The organism is Streptomyces sp. NBC_00988, from assembly GCF_045162645.1.
Taxonomy (GTDB): Bacteria; Actinomycetota; Actinomycetes; order Streptomycetales; family Streptomycetaceae; genus Streptomyces.
Window position 1 is genome coordinate 11,171,564 of the sequence record NZ_CP108730.1, and the last position, 17,093, is coordinate 11,188,656.

General features: G+C 69.5%; 14 protein-coding genes and 3 pseudogenes. 1 reads left to right on the forward strand and 16 read right to left on the reverse strand.

Annotated features, from left to right (window positions below):
* Window positions 1-6 precede the first annotated feature (6 nt).
* From iolD to iolC, 4 genes are read right to left on the reverse strand one after another with little or no spacing between them, the layout of a single operon-like run.
* Window positions 7-1,884 (reverse strand): 3D-(3,5/4)-trihydroxycyclohexane-1,2-dione acylhydrolase (decyclizing), encoded by a 1,878-nt coding sequence (iolD, locus tag OG496_RS50330; protein ID WP_405975726.1) that lies wholly within the window; start codon window positions 1,882-1,884, stop codon window positions 7-9.
* Window positions 1,884-2,759 carry a 5-deoxy-glucuronate isomerase gene (gene iolB, locus OG496_RS50335; protein ID WP_405975727.1) on the reverse strand — a complete coding sequence of 292 codons (876 nt, stop codon included), beginning with the start codon at window positions 2,757-2,759 and terminating at the stop codon, window positions 1,884-1,886. Before iolB ends, iolD begins: the two co-directional genes overlap by 1 nt.
* Window positions 2,756-3,628: an aldolase gene (locus OG496_RS50340; RefSeq protein WP_405975728.1), complete on the reverse strand. Its 873-nt coding sequence runs from the start codon at window positions 3,626-3,628 to the stop codon at window positions 2,756-2,758. Before OG496_RS50340 ends, iolB begins: the two co-directional genes overlap by 4 nt.
* A gap of 4 nt (window positions 3,629-3,632) precedes the next feature.
* Window positions 3,633-4,601 carry a 5-dehydro-2-deoxygluconokinase gene (gene iolC, locus OG496_RS50345; RefSeq protein ID WP_405975729.1) on the reverse strand — a complete coding sequence of 323 codons (969 nt, stop codon included), beginning with the start codon at window positions 4,599-4,601 and terminating at the stop codon, window positions 3,633-3,635.
* Window positions 4,602-4,809: 208 nt separating this feature from the next.
* Here iolC and OG496_RS50350 point away from each other — a divergent pair, with 208 nt between their 5' ends.
* Window positions 4,810-5,811, forward strand: coding sequence for a LacI family DNA-binding transcriptional regulator (locus OG496_RS50350; RefSeq protein ID WP_366498854.1), 1,002 nt, complete (start codon window positions 4,810-4,812; stop codon window positions 5,809-5,811).
* Window positions 5,812-5,878: 67 nt separating this feature from the next.
* On the opposite strand, the gene OG496_RS50355 is transcribed toward OG496_RS50350, so the two are convergent.
* From OG496_RS50355 to OG496_RS50410, 12 genes and pseudogenes are all read right to left on the reverse strand, one after another.
* The gene (locus OG496_RS50355; RefSeq protein ID WP_405975730.1) at window positions 5,879-6,766 is read right to left on the reverse strand and encodes an ATP-binding cassette domain-containing protein; all 888 of its coding nucleotides are present in this window, start codon (window positions 6,764-6,766) and stop codon (window positions 5,879-5,881) included.
* Window positions 6,767-6,771: 5 nt separating this feature from the next.
* Window positions 6,772-7,848, reverse strand: coding sequence for an ABC transporter permease (locus OG496_RS50360; RefSeq protein WP_366498852.1), 1,077 nt, complete (start codon window positions 7,846-7,848; stop codon window positions 6,772-6,774).
* Complete coding sequence (locus OG496_RS50365) at window positions 7,848-8,852, reverse strand: sugar ABC transporter substrate-binding protein (RefSeq protein WP_405975731.1); 1,005 nt, start codon at window positions 8,850-8,852, stop codon at window positions 7,848-7,850. Before OG496_RS50365 ends, OG496_RS50360 begins: the two co-directional genes overlap by 1 nt.
* 377 nt (window positions 8,853-9,229) lie before the next feature.
* Window positions 9,230-9,475: pseudogene (locus OG496_RS50370) on the reverse strand (CoA-transferase); the annotation flags it as partial.
* 61 nt (window positions 9,476-9,536) lie between these two features.
* Window positions 9,537-10,213 (reverse strand): annotated as a pseudogene (locus OG496_RS50375) (CoA transferase subunit A).
* A 36-nt stretch (window positions 10,214-10,249) separates the two neighbouring features.
* Window positions 10,250-10,794, reverse strand: a pseudogene (locus OG496_RS50380) (SDR family NAD(P)-dependent oxidoreductase).
* The gene (locus OG496_RS50385; protein ID WP_405975732.1) at window positions 10,791-11,762 is read right to left on the reverse strand and encodes a fumarylacetoacetate hydrolase family protein; all 972 of its coding nucleotides are present in this window, start codon (window positions 11,760-11,762) and stop codon (window positions 10,791-10,793) included. Before OG496_RS50385 ends, OG496_RS50380 begins: the two are co-directional and overlap by 4 nt.
* A gap of 116 nt (window positions 11,763-11,878) precedes the next feature.
* Window positions 11,879-12,811: a VOC family protein gene (locus OG496_RS50390; protein WP_405975733.1), complete on the reverse strand. Its 933-nt coding sequence runs from the start codon at window positions 12,809-12,811 to the stop codon at window positions 11,879-11,881.
* A gap of 4 nt (window positions 12,812-12,815) precedes the next feature.
* A complete protein-coding gene (locus OG496_RS50395) occupies window positions 12,816-13,811 on the reverse strand; it encodes an amidohydrolase family protein (RefSeq protein ID WP_405976863.1) in 996 nt (331 codons plus the stop codon).
* A gap of 17 nt (window positions 13,812-13,828) precedes the next feature.
* Window positions 13,829-14,977 (reverse strand): FAD-dependent oxidoreductase, encoded by a 1,149-nt coding sequence (locus OG496_RS50400; RefSeq protein ID WP_405975734.1) that lies wholly within the window; start codon window positions 14,975-14,977, stop codon window positions 13,829-13,831.
* A 61-nt stretch (window positions 14,978-15,038) separates the two neighbouring features.
* Window positions 15,039-16,001, reverse strand: a complete 963-nt coding sequence (locus OG496_RS50405; RefSeq protein WP_405975735.1) for a cyclase family protein — start codon at window positions 15,999-16,001, stop codon at window positions 15,039-15,041.
* The gene (locus tag OG496_RS50410) at window positions 15,998-16,981 is read right to left on the reverse strand and encodes a fumarylacetoacetate hydrolase family protein (RefSeq protein WP_405975736.1); all 984 of its coding nucleotides are present in this window, start codon (window positions 16,979-16,981) and stop codon (window positions 15,998-16,000) included. Before OG496_RS50410 ends, OG496_RS50405 begins: the two co-directional genes overlap by 4 nt.
* Between the last annotated feature and the right edge of the window lie 112 nt (window positions 16,982-17,093).

The following is a 17,093-nucleotide window of genomic DNA, read 5'->3' on the forward strand; positions in this document are numbered from 1 at the left end:
GTGTCCTTACAGGTAGTGCCGCTGGGCTTGCTTGTGGGCGGCGTACGTCTCGTACGCGGTGCGCGTGGACTCCAGCGCGGAGGTCTGGCTGACGGGCACGTCCCACCAGCCGTGGCCCGGCGGGTTGGGCCCGTAGAGGTCGGTCTCGACGTGGACGACGGTGGTGCGGGTCGCGGCCTTCGCCTTCTCCATCGCGGTGCGGAACTCGTCGACGGAGGTGGCGTGCAGGACGTCCGCGCCCAGGGACGAGGCGTTGGCGGCGAGGTCGACGGGGAGGACGTCGCCGTCGAGCAGGCCCGAACCACCGTTCCGGAAGCGGTAGTTGGTGCCGAACCGCTGTGAACCGAGCGACTCGGACAGGGCGCCGATCGAGGCGAAGCCGTGGTTCTGGACCAGTACCACGATGACCTTCAGGCCCTCGGAGACCATGGTCACGATCTCCTGGGCCATCATCAGATACGAGCCGTCGCCGACCAGGACGACGACCTCGCGCGAGGGGTCGGCCATCTTGGCACCGAGGCCGGCGGCGATCTCGTAGCCCATGCAGGAGTACGCGTACTCGACGTGGTACGCCTTCGGATCCCTTGCCCGCCACAGCTGTTGGAGATCGCCGGGCATGGAGCCGGCGGCGTTGATGACGACGTCACGGTCGCCGAGAACGTCGTTCAGCGCGCCGAGGATCTCCGTCTGCGCGGGGAGCGGGCCGTGGCCCACGGTGAAGCAGCGGTCCTCGATCTCCCTTGTATGGGCGATGAGTTGACGGGTCCGCTCGCGGTACTCCGGGGTGACCTCCCAGCCCTTCAGGGCTGCCGCGAGGGCTTCGATGCCGAGCCTGGCATCGGCCACCAGCGGCTCCGCGGAGTGCTTGACGGCGTCCAGGCGGGCGACGTTGAGGTTGACGAAGGCGACGTCCGGGTTGGCGAAGACGGTGTGGCTGGCGGTGGTGAAGTCGCTGTAGCGGGTGCCGATGCCGAGGACGACGTCGGCCTCCTTCGCCAGTTCGTCGGCCGCGTAGGAGCCGGTCGAGCCGATGCCGCCGACCGCGCAGGGGTGGTCCCAGGGGACGGCGCCCTTGCCGGCGTGGGTGTCGGCGACCGGAATGCCGGTGGCCTGGGCGAAGGCCCGAAGCGCCGTCTCGGCGCCGGAGTAGACGGTCCCGCCGCCCGCGACGATCAGCGGCTTGCGTGCCTTGCGCAGCAGCCGTACGGCCCGCTCGACGGCGGCGGGTTCCGGCACCGGGCGGCCGATGTGCCAGACCCGGCGCCGGAAGAAGGCGACCGGCCAGTCGTACGCCTCCGCCTGCACGTCCTGCGGCAGGGCCAACGTCACGGCACCGGTTTCCACCGGGTCCGTCAGCAGCCGCATCGCGGCCAGCGCGGCGGGGATGAGCTGTTCGGGGCGGGAGATCCGGTCGAAGTACTTCGAGACCGCGCGGAAGGCGTCGTTGACCGTGACGTCCCCGCCCCGGGTGTCCTCCAGTTGCTGGAGGACGGGGTCGGCGGCGCGGGTGGCGAACATGTCGCTGGGCAGCAGCAGGACCGGTATGCGGTTGGTCGTGGCGAGGGCCGCACCGGTGATCATGTTGGTGGAGCCGGGGCCCGTGGAGGCGGTGCAGGCGAAGGTGGCCAGCCGGTCGCGCATCTTGGCGTAGGCCACCGAGGCGTGGACCATGCCCTGCTCGTTGCGGGCCAAGTAGTAGGGCAGATCGGCCTCTTGCGTGACGGCGGCCTGGAGCAGTGCCTGGCCGATGCCGGCCACGTTGCCGTGTCCGAAGATGCCCCAGACGCCGGGGATCAGGCGTTGTTCCTGGCCGTCGCGCTCGCTGTACTGGTTCGCGAGGAAGCGGACCAGGGCCTGCGCGGTGGTGAGTCGGACGGTGTTCATTACTGCGTGAGCCCTTCGAAGGGAAGCCGGTCGTCGACGTCCTGGGACTCCCAGGTCCCCCGCACCCACCCGTGGGCGGGGTCGTCGCAGATCAGCCAGGCGCGGTCCTGTCCAGGGCCCGCCATGACGTTGAGGTAGTAGAGGTCGTATCCGGGCGCCGCGATCGACGGCCCGTGCCAGCCGTGCGGGATCAGCACGGTGTCGCCGGAGCGGACTTCGGCGAGCACGTCGATCGGCCGGTCCTCAGTGCCGTAGACCCGCTGGTAGGCGAAGCCGTCCTCGCCCGCGACCTGGAAGTAGTAGATCTCCTCCAGCTCCGACTCCTGGCCCGGCCGGGCCTCGTCGTGCTTGTGGGGCGGGTAGGAGGACCAGTTGCCGCCAGGGGTGAGCACCTCGCACACCAGCAGCTGCTCGGCCTCGAACGTGCCCGGCAGGCAGTAGTTGTTGACCTGCCGCGAACACGCGCCGGCGCCGCGCAGTTCGACCGGCACGTTCTTTTGGGGCCCGTACCGAGCGGAGAGTGAGCTCCGCTCGGTACGGGCGGAGGGCAGCGCGAACGTCCCGCCGTCCGCGCTGCTGATCAGGGCCACCGACTCGCGGGGGAGGTAGGCGAAGTCGGTGGCGGAGGCGAACACGCCTGTCCGGCCGGTGAGTTCGAGGGCCGTGCCGCCCGTGGTGACGGTGCAGGAGCCCGTCAGCGGGAGGACCAGGAACTCGGAGTCCCCGGTGGACAGGGTGTGTGCCTGGCCCGGGCCCAGGGTCAGGATTCTGAGGCCGGAGTGTCCCCAGCCCGCCGATTCGGGCGTGACCAGGAGGTCGTAGGGGTCGTCGGCCGAAGTCCCTTTGGGCAGGTGGTACTTGCCGGTGTCGCTCACAGCAGGCTCACCGCCCGGTCCACGGCGCCGGCGACGTCGCCGTCCGAGGGGTAGAGCAGGGAACGGCCGACCATCAGGCCCTGTGCGGTGGGGAGTTTGAGGGCTTTGCCCCAGGAGGCGAAGGCCGCTTCGGCGTCCCTGACCTCGCCGCCCAGCAGTAGTGCGGGCAGTGTCGAGGAGGCGAGTACCCGCTCCATGTCCGCCACGACCGGGACCTTCAGCCAGGTGTAGGCGGTGCGGCGGCCGAGGCCCGAGGCGACGGTGACCGACTTGACGACGGCGTCCGTGGAGAGGTCGTTGCGGATCCTGCCGTCGTGCCACTCGGACATGAACGGCTCGATCATGGCGATGAGTTGACGGTCGTTCAGCTCGTTGACGGCGCGGGCGGTGTTCTCCAGGACGGAGGGTGTTGCCGGGTCGTCGAGGGCGATACGGGTGAGCATTTTGCCGCCGTCGAAGCCCATCGCGGCGATGGTCTCGGCGTCGTAGCCGGTGAAGCGGTCGTCGATCTCGAAGACCGAACCGGCAAGGCCCGCGCGGTTCATGGAACCGAAGACACTCTTGCCGTCCAGGACGCCGAGCAGCAGCAGGTCCTCCAGGATGTCCGCGGTGGCCAACACCCCGGTGACACCGGGCCGTTCGAGCGCGCCGCACAGGCGGTCGAGGAGTTCGAAGCGGTCGGCCATCGCGGTGGGGTCGGCGCCGACGCCGTTGGCGCCGCGGGCGGGGTGGTCCGCGGCGACGATCATCGCCTTGCCGTGGGCGCCGAGGAGCGAGGTCGCTTTCACACGGCGTGCTGCCGCCGTCGCGATGGCGCCGGGGTCGTTGACCCGGGCCCCCACGATCCGGCTCACAATGTCGGACGGCACGTCGTCACGCCTTTCGTTCGGTGGAAGCGGTGGTGGCCTCGCGGAGCTTGGCGTCCACCTCGGCCTCGGTGGGCATCGCGTCGGAGCAGGAGAGCCGGCCCGCGACCAGGGCGCCGGCCGCGTTGGCGAAGGAGACCGTGCGGCGGGTGTCCCAGCCGGAGAGCAGACCGTGGCAGAGCGCGCCGCCGAAAGCGTCACCGGCACCGAGCCCGTTGACCACGTCCACCGGCACCGGCGGAATCTCGACGGCCGAACCGTCACGGTCGACGGCCAGGACACCCTTGGGGCCCCGCTTCACCACCGCCAGCTCCACCCCGGCGGCGAGCAGTGCCTTCGCCGCGGCGTACGGCTCGCGCTCACCCGTCGCCACCTCGCACTCGTCGAGATTGCCGACGGCCACCGTGGTGTGACGCAGGGCCTCGGCGTAGTACGCCCGCGCCTGACCGGCGTCGGTCCAAAACATGGGCCGCCAGTCCAGGTCGAACACCGTCGTCCCGGACTTCGCCCGGTGTGCCAGCGCGGCGAGGGTGGCCGAGCGGCTGGGCTCCTCGCTCAGCCCGGTGCCGGTGACCCACAGGATCGAGGCCTCGCGCACCACGTCCAGGTCCAGCTCCTCCGGGCGCAGGTCCAGGTCGGGGGCCTTGGGCAGGCGGTAGAAGTAGAGCGGGAAGTCGTCCGGCGGGAAGATCTCGCAGAACGTCACCGGCGTCGGCGCGATGTCCGACGTACCGACGAACCGGCTGTCGACGCCATACCCCTCCAAGGCCGTGCGGACGAAGTCGCCGAACGGGTCCCGGCCCGTCTTGGTGACCACGGCCGCGGAGTGCCCGTACCGGGCCGCGGCGACGGCGACGTTGGTGGGGCTGCCGCCGAGGTACTTGCCGAACGTGGTGACCTCGGCCAGCCCCACACCGGTCTGGAGCGGATATATGTCCACCCCTACGCGGCCCATGGTCAGCACTTCGAACGGCATCACGCTGGTTTCCCTTTCGTGGCGGAGACGGAGGCGTTCAGGAGATTCACTGCCGCGCTCTACTAGCGCGCTCTAGTCTGTGTACGATGACTCCTGTCCAAATGTCATGTCAATACCTTGTTGCCAGGAGATTTCGAGAGGCCCGTAGGGTTGGCCGCGGCGGAAGGTGGATTCACAGGTGGATGCGTCAGGAAAGCAGCGGCCCACGATGGCGGACGTCGCTGCGAAAGCAGGCGTGTCGCGGGCGCTCGTCTCGATCATCTTCCGCGGCCAGCCGGGCGCGAGCGACGAGACGCGGCAGCGGGTGCTGCGGGTGGCCGACGAGATCGGCTACCACCCCGACAGCGCGGCCAGGCTGCTGGCCCGCGGCCGCAGCCGCACGCTCGGCGTGATGTTCACCGTGCACCAGACCTTCCACGCGGACCTCATCGCGGGGATCTACCCCGAGGCCGAACGCCTCGGCTACGACGTCCTGCTCTCCGCGGCCACCCACGGCCGCAGCGAGGCGAAGGCGGCCGAGGCGCTGCTCAGTCACCGTTGCGAGGCACTGATCCTGCTCGGCCCCGAGTCGGAGGCCACTTATCTCGACGAGCTTGGACACAGAGCGGTGACAGTGTCGGTCAGCCGCCGAGTGCCGCGCGCCCGCGTGGACTTCGTCCACAGCGCCGAGGGCAAGGGGATGCACCAGGCCATGGAGCATCTCGTCGAACTGGGGCACCGTCGAATCGTGCACATCGACGGCGGCCGGGGCCCCGGGTCGGTCGATCGGCGGCGCGCCTACCGGGCCGCGATGCGCCGGCACGGACTGGAGGCCGAGGTTCGGGTCATTCCCGGGGAGCACACGGAGGAGTCGGGCATCGAGTCGGGCCGCCTGTTCCTGGCGGAGCGCGATCGGGGGCAGGACCTGCCGACGGCGGTCCTCGCGGGCAACGACCGGTGTGCGTGGGGCCTGTTGATGGCCCTGACGCGCGCAGGCGTCGACGTCCCGCGTGATGTGTCGGTTGTCGGTTACGACGACAGTCACCTCTCCCATCTCATGCCGATCGGCCTGACCACCGTCCGTCAGGACGCGGCTCTGATGGCGGAACATGCGGTGCGGTTCGCCGTCGAACGGCTGGAGAATCCGGAGCTGGAAGTCCGAGAGGCCGTACTGGATCCGAAGCTCGTGGTGCGCGGTACGAGTGGCAAGGCACCGGAGACGTCGGCCTGAAGCATCGGCGACCGGGCAAGTCCCCCAGCAGTTGGGGCTTTTGGCCTTGCCTGCTGGGGACATGCCGCTACAGCGCTGTCAGGTCTCTCGCGTCGGGGAGTTCTTCGACGTCGACGCCGCGTACCTGGGACAACTCGTGCTTGAGTGCGGCGAGTTCGGTGCCGCCCGCCATGTGGTTGGTCAGCTCTTCCAGCGTGATCTCGCTGCGCTCCGCCGACAACTCCATGGTGCCCAGGCGCAGGACGCTGAAGTGGTCGCCGACCATGTAGGCGTGGTGCGGGTTGTGGGTGATGAAGATGACCCCGAGACCGCGTTCGCGAGCTGCGGCCACGTACTTGAGGACCACGCCGGACTGCTTGACGCCGAGGGCTGCGGTCGGCTCGTCCAGGATGAGGACGCGGGCGCCGAAGTAGACGGCGCGGGCGATGGCGACGCACTGGCGCTGGCCGCCGGAGAGGGTGCCGATGGGCTGGTCCAGGTTGTCCAGGACGATGCCCATGTTGCGCAGTTCCTCGTCCGCGGTCTTCTTCATCTTCTCGATGTCGAGACGGCGGAACGGCCAGGGGCCCTTGGTCATCTCGGAGCCGAGGAAGAAGTTGCGCCACACCGGCATCAGCGGTACGACGGCCAGGTCCTGGTAGACGGTCGCGATGCCGCGGTCCAACGCCTGGCGCGGGGTGGTGAAGTGGACCGGCTCCCCGTCGACGAGGAACTCGCCCTCGGTGTGCTGGTGCAGCCCGGAGATGATTTTGATGAGCGTCGACTTGCCCGCGCCGTTGTCGCCCAGCACGCAGGTGACCTGGCCCGGGCGGACCGCGAGGTCCACGCCGTGCAGGGCACGGATGTTGCCGTAGGACTTGCCCGCGTTGCGGAGTTGGACGATCGGAGCGTCCGCTTCGCTCGGCGCCTTGTCTTCGAGGATGGCGCCGTGAGTGCCGGATTCGTTGCTTGCCATGAAGGTCACCTCCGGGTCGCGGTGCGCTGGACCCACAGATTGATGAGGACGGCGCCGAGCAGCATCACGCCGAGAAACGCCTTGAACCAGTCGGGGTTCCAGCCGGCGTAGACGATGCCCTGCTGCACCATGCCGAACATGAACGCCCCGAACACCGGGCCGATCGCGCTGCCCGCGCCACCGGTCAGCAGACAACCGCCGATCACGGCCGCCGAGATGAAGATCAGCTCCTGGCCGACGCCTTCACCGGACTGCACGGTGTTGAAGGAGAACAGCTGGTGCATCCCGATGAACCAGGCGCCGAAACCGACCAGCATGAACAGCGAGATCTTCGTGAACGCCACCGGCACACCCACGGCCCGCGCGGAGTCCTTGTTGCCGCCGACCGCGAAGATCCAGTTGCCGTACTTCGTGCGCAGCAGCACCCAGGTGGCGATCGCCGCGAACACCAGCCACCACACGATGGTGATCTTCACTTGCACGCCGCCGACGTCAAAGCTCGACGCGAAGACCTTCTTGGCCTGGCTGAAGCCGTCCATGGTGCTGATGTCGTCGGTGGCGACGTTGCCGGTGACCAGCTTGGTCACCGCGAGGTTGACGCCCTGGAGGATCAGGAAGCTGCCCAGGGTGATGAGGAAGCTGGGCAGCCCGGTCTTGACCACCAGCCAGCCGTTGAGGAACCCGATTGCCAGCGACACCAGCAGGGCGGCGATCACACCGACCCATACGTTCATGGTCAGTTGGTAGCTGAGCATGCTCGCGGTGAGCGCGGAGGTGATCACCGCGACACCGGCGGAGAGGTCGAACTCCCCGCCGATCATCAGCAGCGCGACCGGCAGCGCCATGATGCCGATGGTCGACGATCCGTAGAGGATGTTCGCCATCGAGGCGCCCTCGCGCACCGGCGGGGCGGCGATCAGGAAGAACACGTACACCGCGGCCGCACCGAGGAAGACGCCCACCTCGGGGCGGGCCAACAGCCGTAGCGCCTGCGGGCGTTCGGCCGTGCGGCCGTCGACCTCCTTGGGGCCGGGGGCCGGCGGTGAGGTCACCGCCGGCTCGGCGTGCTGGGTCACGCTCATCACCGGGTTCCGTTGGCGGCGAACTTGGCGACGCTGTCGACGTTCGTCTTGTCGATGAAGGCCGGTCCGGTGAGGACGGGCGCGGTGCTGCCGCCGCTGAAGTTGCCGTTGGTCTTGTAGAGCCACAGCGAGTCGACCGCCAAGTAGCCCTGGAGATAAGGCTGCTGGTCCACGGCGAACTCGATCTTGCCGTCCTGGACGGCCGTCACCAGGTCCTTGCTGAGGTCGAAGGTGGCGAGCTTGGCCTTGCTGCCGGAGTCGGACAACGACTGGATCGCCGTCAGCGCGATCGGGGCGCCGAGGGTGACCACCTGGTCGATGGAGGAGTCCTGGCTGAGCTTCGCGGTGATGGTCGACTTCACCGACGGCATGTCGGTGCCGTTGACGTAGAGGATGTCGGTCTTGCCGCTGAAGCCCTTCTTCAGACCGGCGCAGCGGGCCTCAAGGGCGACCTGACCCTGTTCCTGGATGACACAGAGGGCGTGCTTGGCACCGAGCTTGTTGAGGCGTTGGCCGAAGGCCTGGCCGGCGATGTTCTCGTCCTGGCCGAAGTACTCCAGCATGCCGAGCTTCTTCCAGTCGCTTACACCGGAGTTGAAGCCGACCACGGGGATGCCGGCCGACTTGGCCTTGGCCACCACGTCCTTCATGGCGTCCGGCTTGGCCGCGGTGAGCGCGATGCCGTCGACCTTCTGGTCGATCGCGTTCTGCACGAGGTTGGCCTGGTTGCCGGCGCTGGGATCGCTGGAGTAGACGAGCTTGACGTTGTCCTTGGCGGCGGCGGCCTGGGCGCCCTTGCGGACCAGGTCCCAGAAGGTGTCGCCGGGGGCGGCATGGGTGACCATGGCCACCGTCATGCGCGGGGTGGTGGCCTTGCCCGCCGAGGCGTCCGCACCTCCTTCCTCGGACTTCTTGCCGCCCGAGCTGCTGGAACAGCCGGCGGCGAACAGAGTGCCGACCAGAACGGTGGCGGTGAAAACTGCGGCTCGGTGGTTTCTGCGCATGTCCCTTGCACCTCGCTGTGCTTGTCAGGGTGGAGTCTGTGGCGGTCGGAAGCGCGTCCCGCGTCGGCGGCCGATGGATGTTCACCGAGTGGCGACGTGGTGCGCGAGTGGTGTGTATGTGCCGTGCGTGGCGGCTCGTCTTCTGCGGCGGTCGTTGGTGTAGACCGCCTGTTCAGCGACTGGAGCGCTTTAGTAGCGCGCTCTAGTTGGAGAGACTATGAGGCCGTCTCTGCGGGGATGTCAACAGGTATGTCAGGACGTACCAACAAAGTGTTCGGAATGAAATTGAGTCCCGGATCCGGTCATGGGGTTGGCTGTACCGGCCACCTGACCGGCCTGGGCGAAGTGCTGATCGACGCCGGACGGACGGCCAGGGCTCATGGCCTCCGGATCAGAGGTGCGTCGGTGCGGTCGGCGATGTCCTCGGGGGTGACGCCTGGCCCGCATGCCGCGAGGGCGAGGCCCTCCGGTGTGACGTCGAGGTCGGTGATGATGTGGTGGACGCACCGTTCGCCGGTGAGTGGGGGAGTGCACTCCTTGAGGATCTTGGGGGTGCCGCCCTTGGCGGTGTGTTCCATGAGGACGATGACCCGGCGGGCGCCGTGGATCAGGTCCATCGCGCCGCGGAGCCGTCGGTGAGTCCGGTGGCGGCGCGGGCGGCCGTCTGTTCGCGGGTCCAGGCCATCAGGTTCGCACCGTCCACTTCTCGATCTGCTTGTCGGCAGCCTGAGCAGCGGACAACTCCACGACGCGCTGTACGAGCTGCCCGGCAGGTGCACCTCTTCGGGGCTCAACTCGCCCGGTTCCAGGAGCTGTTCGACCTCGGCCACCGTCACGCGCCGGGCCGTCGCGGCGAGTGGGTCGAAGGTGGTGACCGACTTGTGGAGGACGAGGTTGCCGTGGCGGTCGCCGCGTCAGGCGCGTAGGAGGGCGAAGTCGGTGGTGATCCCGTGTTCCAGGACGTACGTACGGCCGGAGAAGTCGCGGGTCTCCTTGGGCGGGGATGCCAGTCCACCGCGGGCGACCTGGGTGCCCACACCTGCGGGGGTGCGGAAGGCGGGGATGCCCGCGCCGCCGGCGCGCAGCCGTTCGGCCAGCGTGCCCTGCGGCACCAGTTCCACTTCCAGTTCGCCCGACAGGTACGGGCGGGTGAACTCCTTGTTCTCGCCCACGTAGCTGCCCGTCACGCGGGCGATGCGGTTCTCGGCAAGCAGGACTCCCAGCTCGTGACCGTCCACACCGCAGTTGTTCGACACGACCTTCAGGCCGGTGGCGCCCTGGGTGTACGGGGCCTGGATGAGCACGTCGGGGAGGCCGATGCCGCCGACGGCCTCCCCGACTCTTGCGCGGATCTCGTCCATGGCGGAAGGGCCCTTCCGTCGTGCGCTGTCGCTGGTTCAGGAGTCCGCGTGCAGGGCGTTCGAGATCGGCTTGGTGTCGCCGTGCGAGGTGGGACCGTCGTCGAACGGAATCTCCGCTCCGGTGATGAAGGACGCGTCGTCGGGCAGCGGGAAGACCACGAGCGGGGTGATGCCGTCGACGGTCCCGGTGCGGCCGAGCGGTGTCTCGCGGAGGTTCGCCGCACGGAACGCGGGCGCGGTGGAGGCGGTCATGTCCGTGTCGATGAACCTGGGGTTGATGGTGTCGACGCGGATCCCGCGACTGCCCTGGCCGCATGCACCCGGGCCATGTCCTCGGGGTGTATGTCGTCGATCCGGACCTACCAGGTGACGCCCGCGTTGTCGACCAGGCCGTGCACCTGGCCGTACGACTCCCTTGGCTCGGCGGCGAGTTGGGCCCACTCCTTGCCGTTGGTGACGTCGAGGCGGCTGCAGCCGGGCGTCTCGGTCGCGTCGGTGGCGATCACCCGGGTGCCCTCGCGGGTCAGGGCGTCGGCCGTGCCCGTCACCACGACGACCTTGCCGAAGAAGCGCTTGGTCATGGCCTCTCCCGGGAGCGACGCCGCGCGGTCGCGACCGGCACGGGATCAACGCCGCTCACCACGGTGTTGGAGACGGACCCGATGCCCTCCACGGTCAGGGTCACCGTGTCGCCGGGTTTCAGCGGCGCCGGGTCCTGCCTGCCGCGTACGCCCCACAGTTCGGCGAGGCAGCCGCCGTTGCCGCAGGTTCCGGAGCCGAGGACGTCACCGGGGCGCACGACGGTGCCCCGCGAGGCGTAGGCGACCATCTCCTCGAAGGTCCAACTCATGTTGGAGAGAAGGTCCTTGCCGACCACCTCGCCGTTGATCTCGGCGGTCAGCGCGAGGCGCAGGAAGCCGTCCGCGTCGCGGTACCTCTCCAGCTCGTCGGCGGTGACCAGGTACGGTCCGAGCGTGGTGGCGGTGTCCTTGCCCTTGCAGGGGCCGAGGCCGACCTTCATCTCGGCGGACTGCAGGTCGCGGGCGGACCAGTCGTTGAGGACGGTGTAGCCGACGATGTGGTCGCGTGCCTGCTCGGGGGTGAGGTCGCGGCCCTCCTTGCCGATCACGGCGGCGACTTCGAGCTCGAAGTCGAGCACGCTCGACCCCGGGGGCACGGGGATGTCGTCGTGCGGGCCGTACACCGCGTAGGGGTTGGTGAAGTAGAACGTCGGGGCCGCGTACCACCGCTCGGGCACACCGGCGGCCCCGTCCACGGACCGTCGTACGCCCTCGACGTGTTCCTCGAAGGTGACGAAGTCCCGCACGGTGGGCGGCTGGAGCGGTGGCAGCAGTCGTACGTCCGAGACGTGGGGGCCGGCCGGGACGTCGAGCGCCGCGGAGCCCGCGTCGAGCAGGCCGGGCAGACCGCCTCCCTCGGTGAGCAGGCCGGTGAGGGAACCGACGCCGGGCAGGGGGTGGAGCGTGCCGTCCTCTTCGACGACGGCCACCTGGCGCCGATTGCGGTACTCGTACGTGGCGAAACGCATGGGAAGGGTCCTGTCGGCGGGAAGGCGGGCGGAACGAGACCGGGGACGCGGCGGGGAGTCAGGGCATGAGGGCATGAGGGCTGCCGCGTCCCCGGTGGACCGGGGGCCCCGGCGGATCAGACCGGCGGGGCGACGAAGCAACCGCGGTCGGGGTCGTTGAAGGACTCCTTGGCGACCAGTTCGTTCATCGGGTTGGCGGTACCCCACTGGTCGGTGATCTCCGGCTGGGAGAAGTCGTAGACGTGGGGGTGCCAGGTGTCCTCGTCCAGGTCCTCCAACTCCGTCGAGTACTCGACGGTGTTGCCGTGCGGGTCGAGGAAGTAGGTGAACGTGTTGTTGCCCGCCAGGTGCCGGCCCGGACCCCAGACCTTCTTGACGCCGGCCCGCATCACGCGACCGGAGCCGCGCATGTACTCGTCGATGCCGCGCATCTCGAAGGAGACGTGGTGCAGCGACGTGTGCGGACCCTTGGCGATGGCCATGGAGTGGTGCTTGCTGTTGATCCGCATGAAGTGCATGACCTCACCGACGTACGGCGAGCTCAGCGTGTCGGAGTGACGGAAGCCGAGGTGCTGCTCGTACCAGGCGCGGGTCCTGTCGATGTCCGGCGAGTTGAGGACGACGTGTGACAGCTTGACCGGGATCGACTCCTTCTCCTCGATCTTGCGGTGCTGCCGTACCTCCACGTCGGCCGAGACCTCGACGGTGCGGCCGTCGACGTCGAAGAAGCGGAAGCCGTAACCGCCCCCGGGGGTGTCCACCTTGCCCGGCTGGGAGATCAACCGCACTCCTCCAGCGAGGAGTTGCTCGGCGAGGGTGTCGACGTCAGCCGCTGAAGCGGCCCCGTAGGAGACCAGGTCGAGGCGCTTCTCGTCGTCCTTGCGCAGCCGTACGACGTACTGCTCGGGGCTGCCCTCGGCGGCGAGGAAGGAGATGCCGGAGTCCTCGGAGACCTTGGTCAGGCCCCAGACGCCGGAGTAGAAGTCGAGCTGCTTGTCGTAGTCGGGCACGGCGAGGTCGACGTGCCGGAGGTGGGTGAGGAGACGCATGGTGTCAGTCCTTCCGGAGGAGGGCGGCGGCGTTGCCGCCCCGTACGGCGTGGAAGTCGTGGTCGGTCAGGTCCGCCGCCCGCAGCGCGTCCAGCGGGTCGTCGGTGCCCATGTCGAAGGGGAAGTCGGAGCCGAGCAGGACGTGGTCGGCGCCGGCGGCCCGGACCAACTCCCGCAGTACGTACGAGTCGTGGACGAGCGAGTCGAAGTACAGCTGCCGCAGGTAGCTGCTCGGCTCTCGTGCGCAGCCGTGTGCGTCGGGGCGGGCCCGCCAGGCGTGGTCGGAGCGGCCGATGTGGGTCGGCAGATAGCCACCGCCGTGTGCCGCGATCAGCTTCAGGCCCGGGTGGCGGTCCAGTACGCCGGAGAAGATCAGGTGGGAGAGGGCCACCGCGTTCTCGGTGGGCTGGCCGACGGTGTTGGACAGGTACCACTGGTCCAGGCGCTCGTCGAGCGTGCAGCCGAACGGGTGCAGGTGGAGGAGGGCTCCTGTCTCCTCCGCCCGGGACCACAGAGGTTCGTACGCCGGGTCCGACAGCTCAAGTCCGGGTGCGTGCGAGGAGATCTCCACGCCCCGCAGCCCCTGGTCCAGCGCGTGGTCGAGCAACTCGACCGCGAGATCCGGGTGTTGGAGCGGAACCAGGCCGAGGCCGTCCAGTCGGTCGGGGGCCTTCGCACAGTGTGCGGCGGTACCTTCGTTGGCCAACTGGCAGATGCGCTCGGCCAGTTGGGCATCGGCCCAGTAGTGGTAGTGCGACGGGGACGGGCTGACCAGCTGGATGTCCACGCCCTGGTCGTCCATGGCCGCCAGGCGTACGGCGACGTCCGTCAGCTTAGGCACGCGTGCGCCGACCATCGGACCGCTCACGGCCAGGGCGGCCGGGCCGTTGCGGCGGGCGTCGAGGGCGCGGGCCGCGGCGAGGCCGGGGCGACCCGCGACGGCCTCCTCGACCTCCGGGAGCAGGAGGTGGGCGTGGACGTCGATCGTCGGTGTCGACAAGGGGTCGATGAGGTCGGTCACGGAAGTTCCTTCAGCGCGCTCAGGGTGCGGCCCATCAGCCCGGGCACGTCCGCGTCGCGCACGCCGTCGAGCAGCCACTGGCCGAGCTGGACGGAGGCGTCGACGACCATGCGCACGCGCGGCAGTCGTCGGGAGTGGTAGTCGGTGAGGAGCCGGTCGAGGGACTGCGCGTCCCAGTCGTCCGGGCCGGCCAGCAGTTCGGCGAGGACCTGGGCGTCCTCCAGGGACATCGCGGCGCCCTGGGCGAAGGTGGGCGGGCAGGCGTGGGCGGCGTCGCCGACCAGCACGATCCGGCCGCGATGCCAGGGGCCCTCCACCAAGTGCCGGTCGAACCAGGCGTAGTTGACGGCCTTCGGGTCGGTGAACGCGGTGCGGAGTTCCGGCCACGCGCCGCCGTAGCCCTCGCTGAGCGCCCGCATCTCGTCGGCGTACGAGTCCGGGTCCAGCGTGGCCCGGTCGCGGGCCCGTTCGGCGAGGTAGACGTAGACCGTGTCCTCGCCGGTCGGGCAGTAGCCGGCGATGAAGCAACGGCCGCCGTAGATCATCTCGGTGCGGTGGACACCGGCCGGGCGGGGTGCGGGGGCACGCCAGATGCCCATGCCCGTGGGTTCGGGTGAGTCGGTGATGCCGATCATCGAGCGGGTGGCGGAGGACAGCCCGTCGGCGCCGGCGACCAGGTCGTAACGCCGGTGTGTGCCGTCCGAGAAGGTGACGTCCACGCCTTCGTCGTCCTGCTCGAACTCCGTTGCCGTGGTGCCGAGTCGGACGTCGGCGCCCGAGGCGCGCACCTTCTCGATGAGGAGTTGCTGGAGCCTGGGCCGTTGCATCCCGACGTGGGAGGGCAGGTCCTCGCCGCCGGTGCGGAGTTCGGGGTGGGCGTGCAGCACGGTGCCGTCGGGGGCGAGGACGGCGACGCCGTCGGCGGCGTATCCGTCCTTCTGGACGCCTTCGAGGACTCCGACCTCGCGCAACACGCGCAGGGCGTTGCCCTGCAGGGTGATGCCGGAACCGGCGGAGGCCTTCCAGTCGGGGCTCACCTCGACGAGGTCGACGGCGATCCCGGCCCGGCGCAGCAGGACGGTCAGGGTGTTTCCGGCGGTGCCGCCGCCTATGACGAGAACGGAACGGGTGGGGTTGTGTGCCACGTCGGGGATACCTCCCGGGTCGGGCCGCGCGGCTTCGGGCGGCGGGGTGCGGGCCGTGCGGCTACTTGACGGCGATCGGGTTCACGGGGGAGCCGACGGCGCCGGTGATGGGGAGGGGAGCGGCGGTGAGCCAGAACTCGTACACGCCGTCCGCCGCACAGTCGGCGGCGAGGGCATCGAGGTCCCACATCTCGCCTATCAGGAGGCCCATGTTGGGGATGGCCACCTGGTGCAGCGGCTGGAAGGCGTTCTCGAACTCGTTGGGCCGCACCTCGAAACCCCAGGTGTCGGTGGCGATCGCGGCGATCTCGGTGCCGTGCAGCCAGCCCGCGGTGGTGAACGACAGCCCGGGCGCGGGGCCGCCCGCGTAGTCGCCCCAGCCGTCCCGCCGGGCGCGCGCGAGCCGTCCGGTGCGGACGAGGACGATGTCGCCGCGGCCGACACTCACCCCGTGGGCTTCGACGGTCGCGGTCAGATGCTCCTCGGTGATCGCGAAGCCGTCGGGCAACTCGCCCTGGTCGCCGACGACTTGGCCGACGTCGAGCAGCACCCCGCGCCCGGCGACGTACGGTGCCATGTGCTCGATGCCGGTGACGAGGTCGCCGTCGGAGGTGACGACCTTCTCGGCCGCCCGTCCGTTCCACGCCTTGCCGTGGTCGAAGATGTGCCCGAGCCCGTCCCACTGCGTGGAGCACTGCAAGGGCATCGATATCACGTCGTCGGCGCCGCCGATGCCGTGCGGGAAGCCCTGGTTGCCGAGGGCGGCGTCGGTGCCGGTGTCGAGCATGGTGTGCACCGGGTTGGTGCGTCGGCGCCAGCCCTTCTGCGGGCCGTCCATGTCGAAGGACTGCGAGAGCGAGAAGCTGACGCCCCGGCGGACCAGTGCGGCCCCCTCGCGGCGCTTGGCCTCGTCGAGGAAGTTGAGGGTGCCGAGCACGTCGTCCTCGCCCCAACGCCCCCAGTTGGAGAACGACTTGGCGGCCTCGGCGATCGCGCCCTCCGGGTCGTGCCGGTCCAGGCTCATGCCGACGCCTCCGCCACACAACGGGTGCGCTGCGCGCCCAGGCCGGTGATGGAACCCTCCATCACGTCACCGTCGCGCAGCAGCCGTCCCCAGTGGATGCCGTTTCCGGCCGGGCTTCCGGTCAACACCAGGTCGCCGGGGAGGAGTTGGGCGCTCTGGGAGGCGTACGACACCAGCCGCGCGACACCGAAGAGCATGTCCTTGGTGGACTCGTCCTGCATGGTCTCGCCGTTGAGCCTGAGGGTGACCCGGAGGTCACCGGTGTCAGCGACCGACTCCGCGGGGACGAGCCAGGGGCCGAGCGGGGTGAAACCGGGCGCGTTCTTGCTGCGCAGCCAGTCGGTGCCGATGGCCTTCATGTCCCGGCGGAAGACGGTGGCGCGGTCGGTGAGGTCGTTGGCGATCGTGTACCCGGCGACGTACTCCAGCGCCTCCTCGACGGACACCCGATGAGCCGGCCTGGCGATGACGACCGCCAACTCCAGCTCCCAGTCCGGCTGTTGGGCCCATGCGGGGAGGACGACATCGTCGTAGGGGCCCGTGATCGCGCTCGGCAGCCCGATGAACACGTACGGAAGGTCCTCGGCGGCCCGGCGGTCCATGACCGCGGCGATCTCCGCGCGTGCCTCCTCGACGGTGCGCGGGTCGTCGGGGGAGCGGTGGGCGACCTCCAGGTCGATCACGTGCTGGCGGTAGTTGGCGCCGGACTGGAAGATCTGGCGGGGCTCGATCGGGGCGTGCACGCGCAGACTGTCCAGCGGTCGCCAGTCGAGGGTTTCGTCGTCCGCGAGGGAGTGCAGGACGGGGAGGGTCTCCTCCCATCGCTCGACCACGGCACGCATCCCGGACGGTGCCCAGCCCAGGGCACTGCTCAGGTCGAGTACACGCTCCTGCACGAGGAGGCCGGGAAACGGATCCCCGTCCTGAGCGGAGAACGTGCCGAGCGCGAACGGGCCGGCAGGTTGCGCATGCGTTGCCATCAGATTTCCTCCTGCTGGGTTGCGGTCTACTCTGACCCTGCTCGGCCAATCACGGAAATCAATCCTGTGGATGCGCCACATCCATGGCGTGGATGGCTTTCGCTTGTATAGG

Excerpts from the sequence above, each read along its gene's own strand:
- iolD (WP_405975726.1), bottom strand. The coding sequence starts at position 1,884 with ATGAACACCGTCCGACTCACCACCGCGCAGGCCCTGGTCCGCTTCCTC.
- iolC (WP_405975729.1), bottom strand. The coding sequence starts at position 4,601 with ATGCCGTTCGAAGTGCTGACCATGGGCCGCGTAGGGGTGGACATATAT.
- OG496_RS50350 (WP_366498854.1), top strand. The coding sequence starts at position 4,810 with ATGGCGGACGTCGCTGCGAAAGCAGGCGTGTCGCGGGCGCTCGTCTCG.
- OG496_RS50355 (WP_405975730.1), bottom strand. The coding sequence starts at position 6,766 with ATGGCAAGCAACGAATCCGGCACTCACGGCGCCATCCTCGAAGACAAG.
- OG496_RS50360 (WP_366498852.1), bottom strand. The coding sequence starts at position 7,848 with ATGAGCGTGACCCAGCACGCCGAGCCGGCGGTGACCTCACCGCCGGCC.
- OG496_RS50365 (WP_405975731.1), bottom strand. The coding sequence starts at position 8,852 with ATGCGCAGAAACCACCGAGCCGCAGTTTTCACCGCCACCGTTCTGGTC.
- OG496_RS50385 (WP_405975732.1), bottom strand. The coding sequence starts at position 11,762 with ATGCGTTTCGCCACGTACGAGTACCGCAATCGGCGCCAGGTGGCCGTC.
- OG496_RS50390 (WP_405975733.1), bottom strand. The coding sequence starts at position 12,811 with ATGCGTCTCCTCACCCACCTCCGGCACGTCGACCTCGCCGTGCCCGAC.
- OG496_RS50405 (WP_405975735.1), bottom strand. The coding sequence starts at position 16,001 with ATGAGCCTGGACCGGCACGACCCGGAGGGCGCGATCGCCGAGGCCGCC.
- OG496_RS50410 (WP_405975736.1), bottom strand. The coding sequence starts at position 16,981 with ATGGCAACGCATGCGCAACCTGCCGGCCCGTTCGCGCTCGGCACGTTC.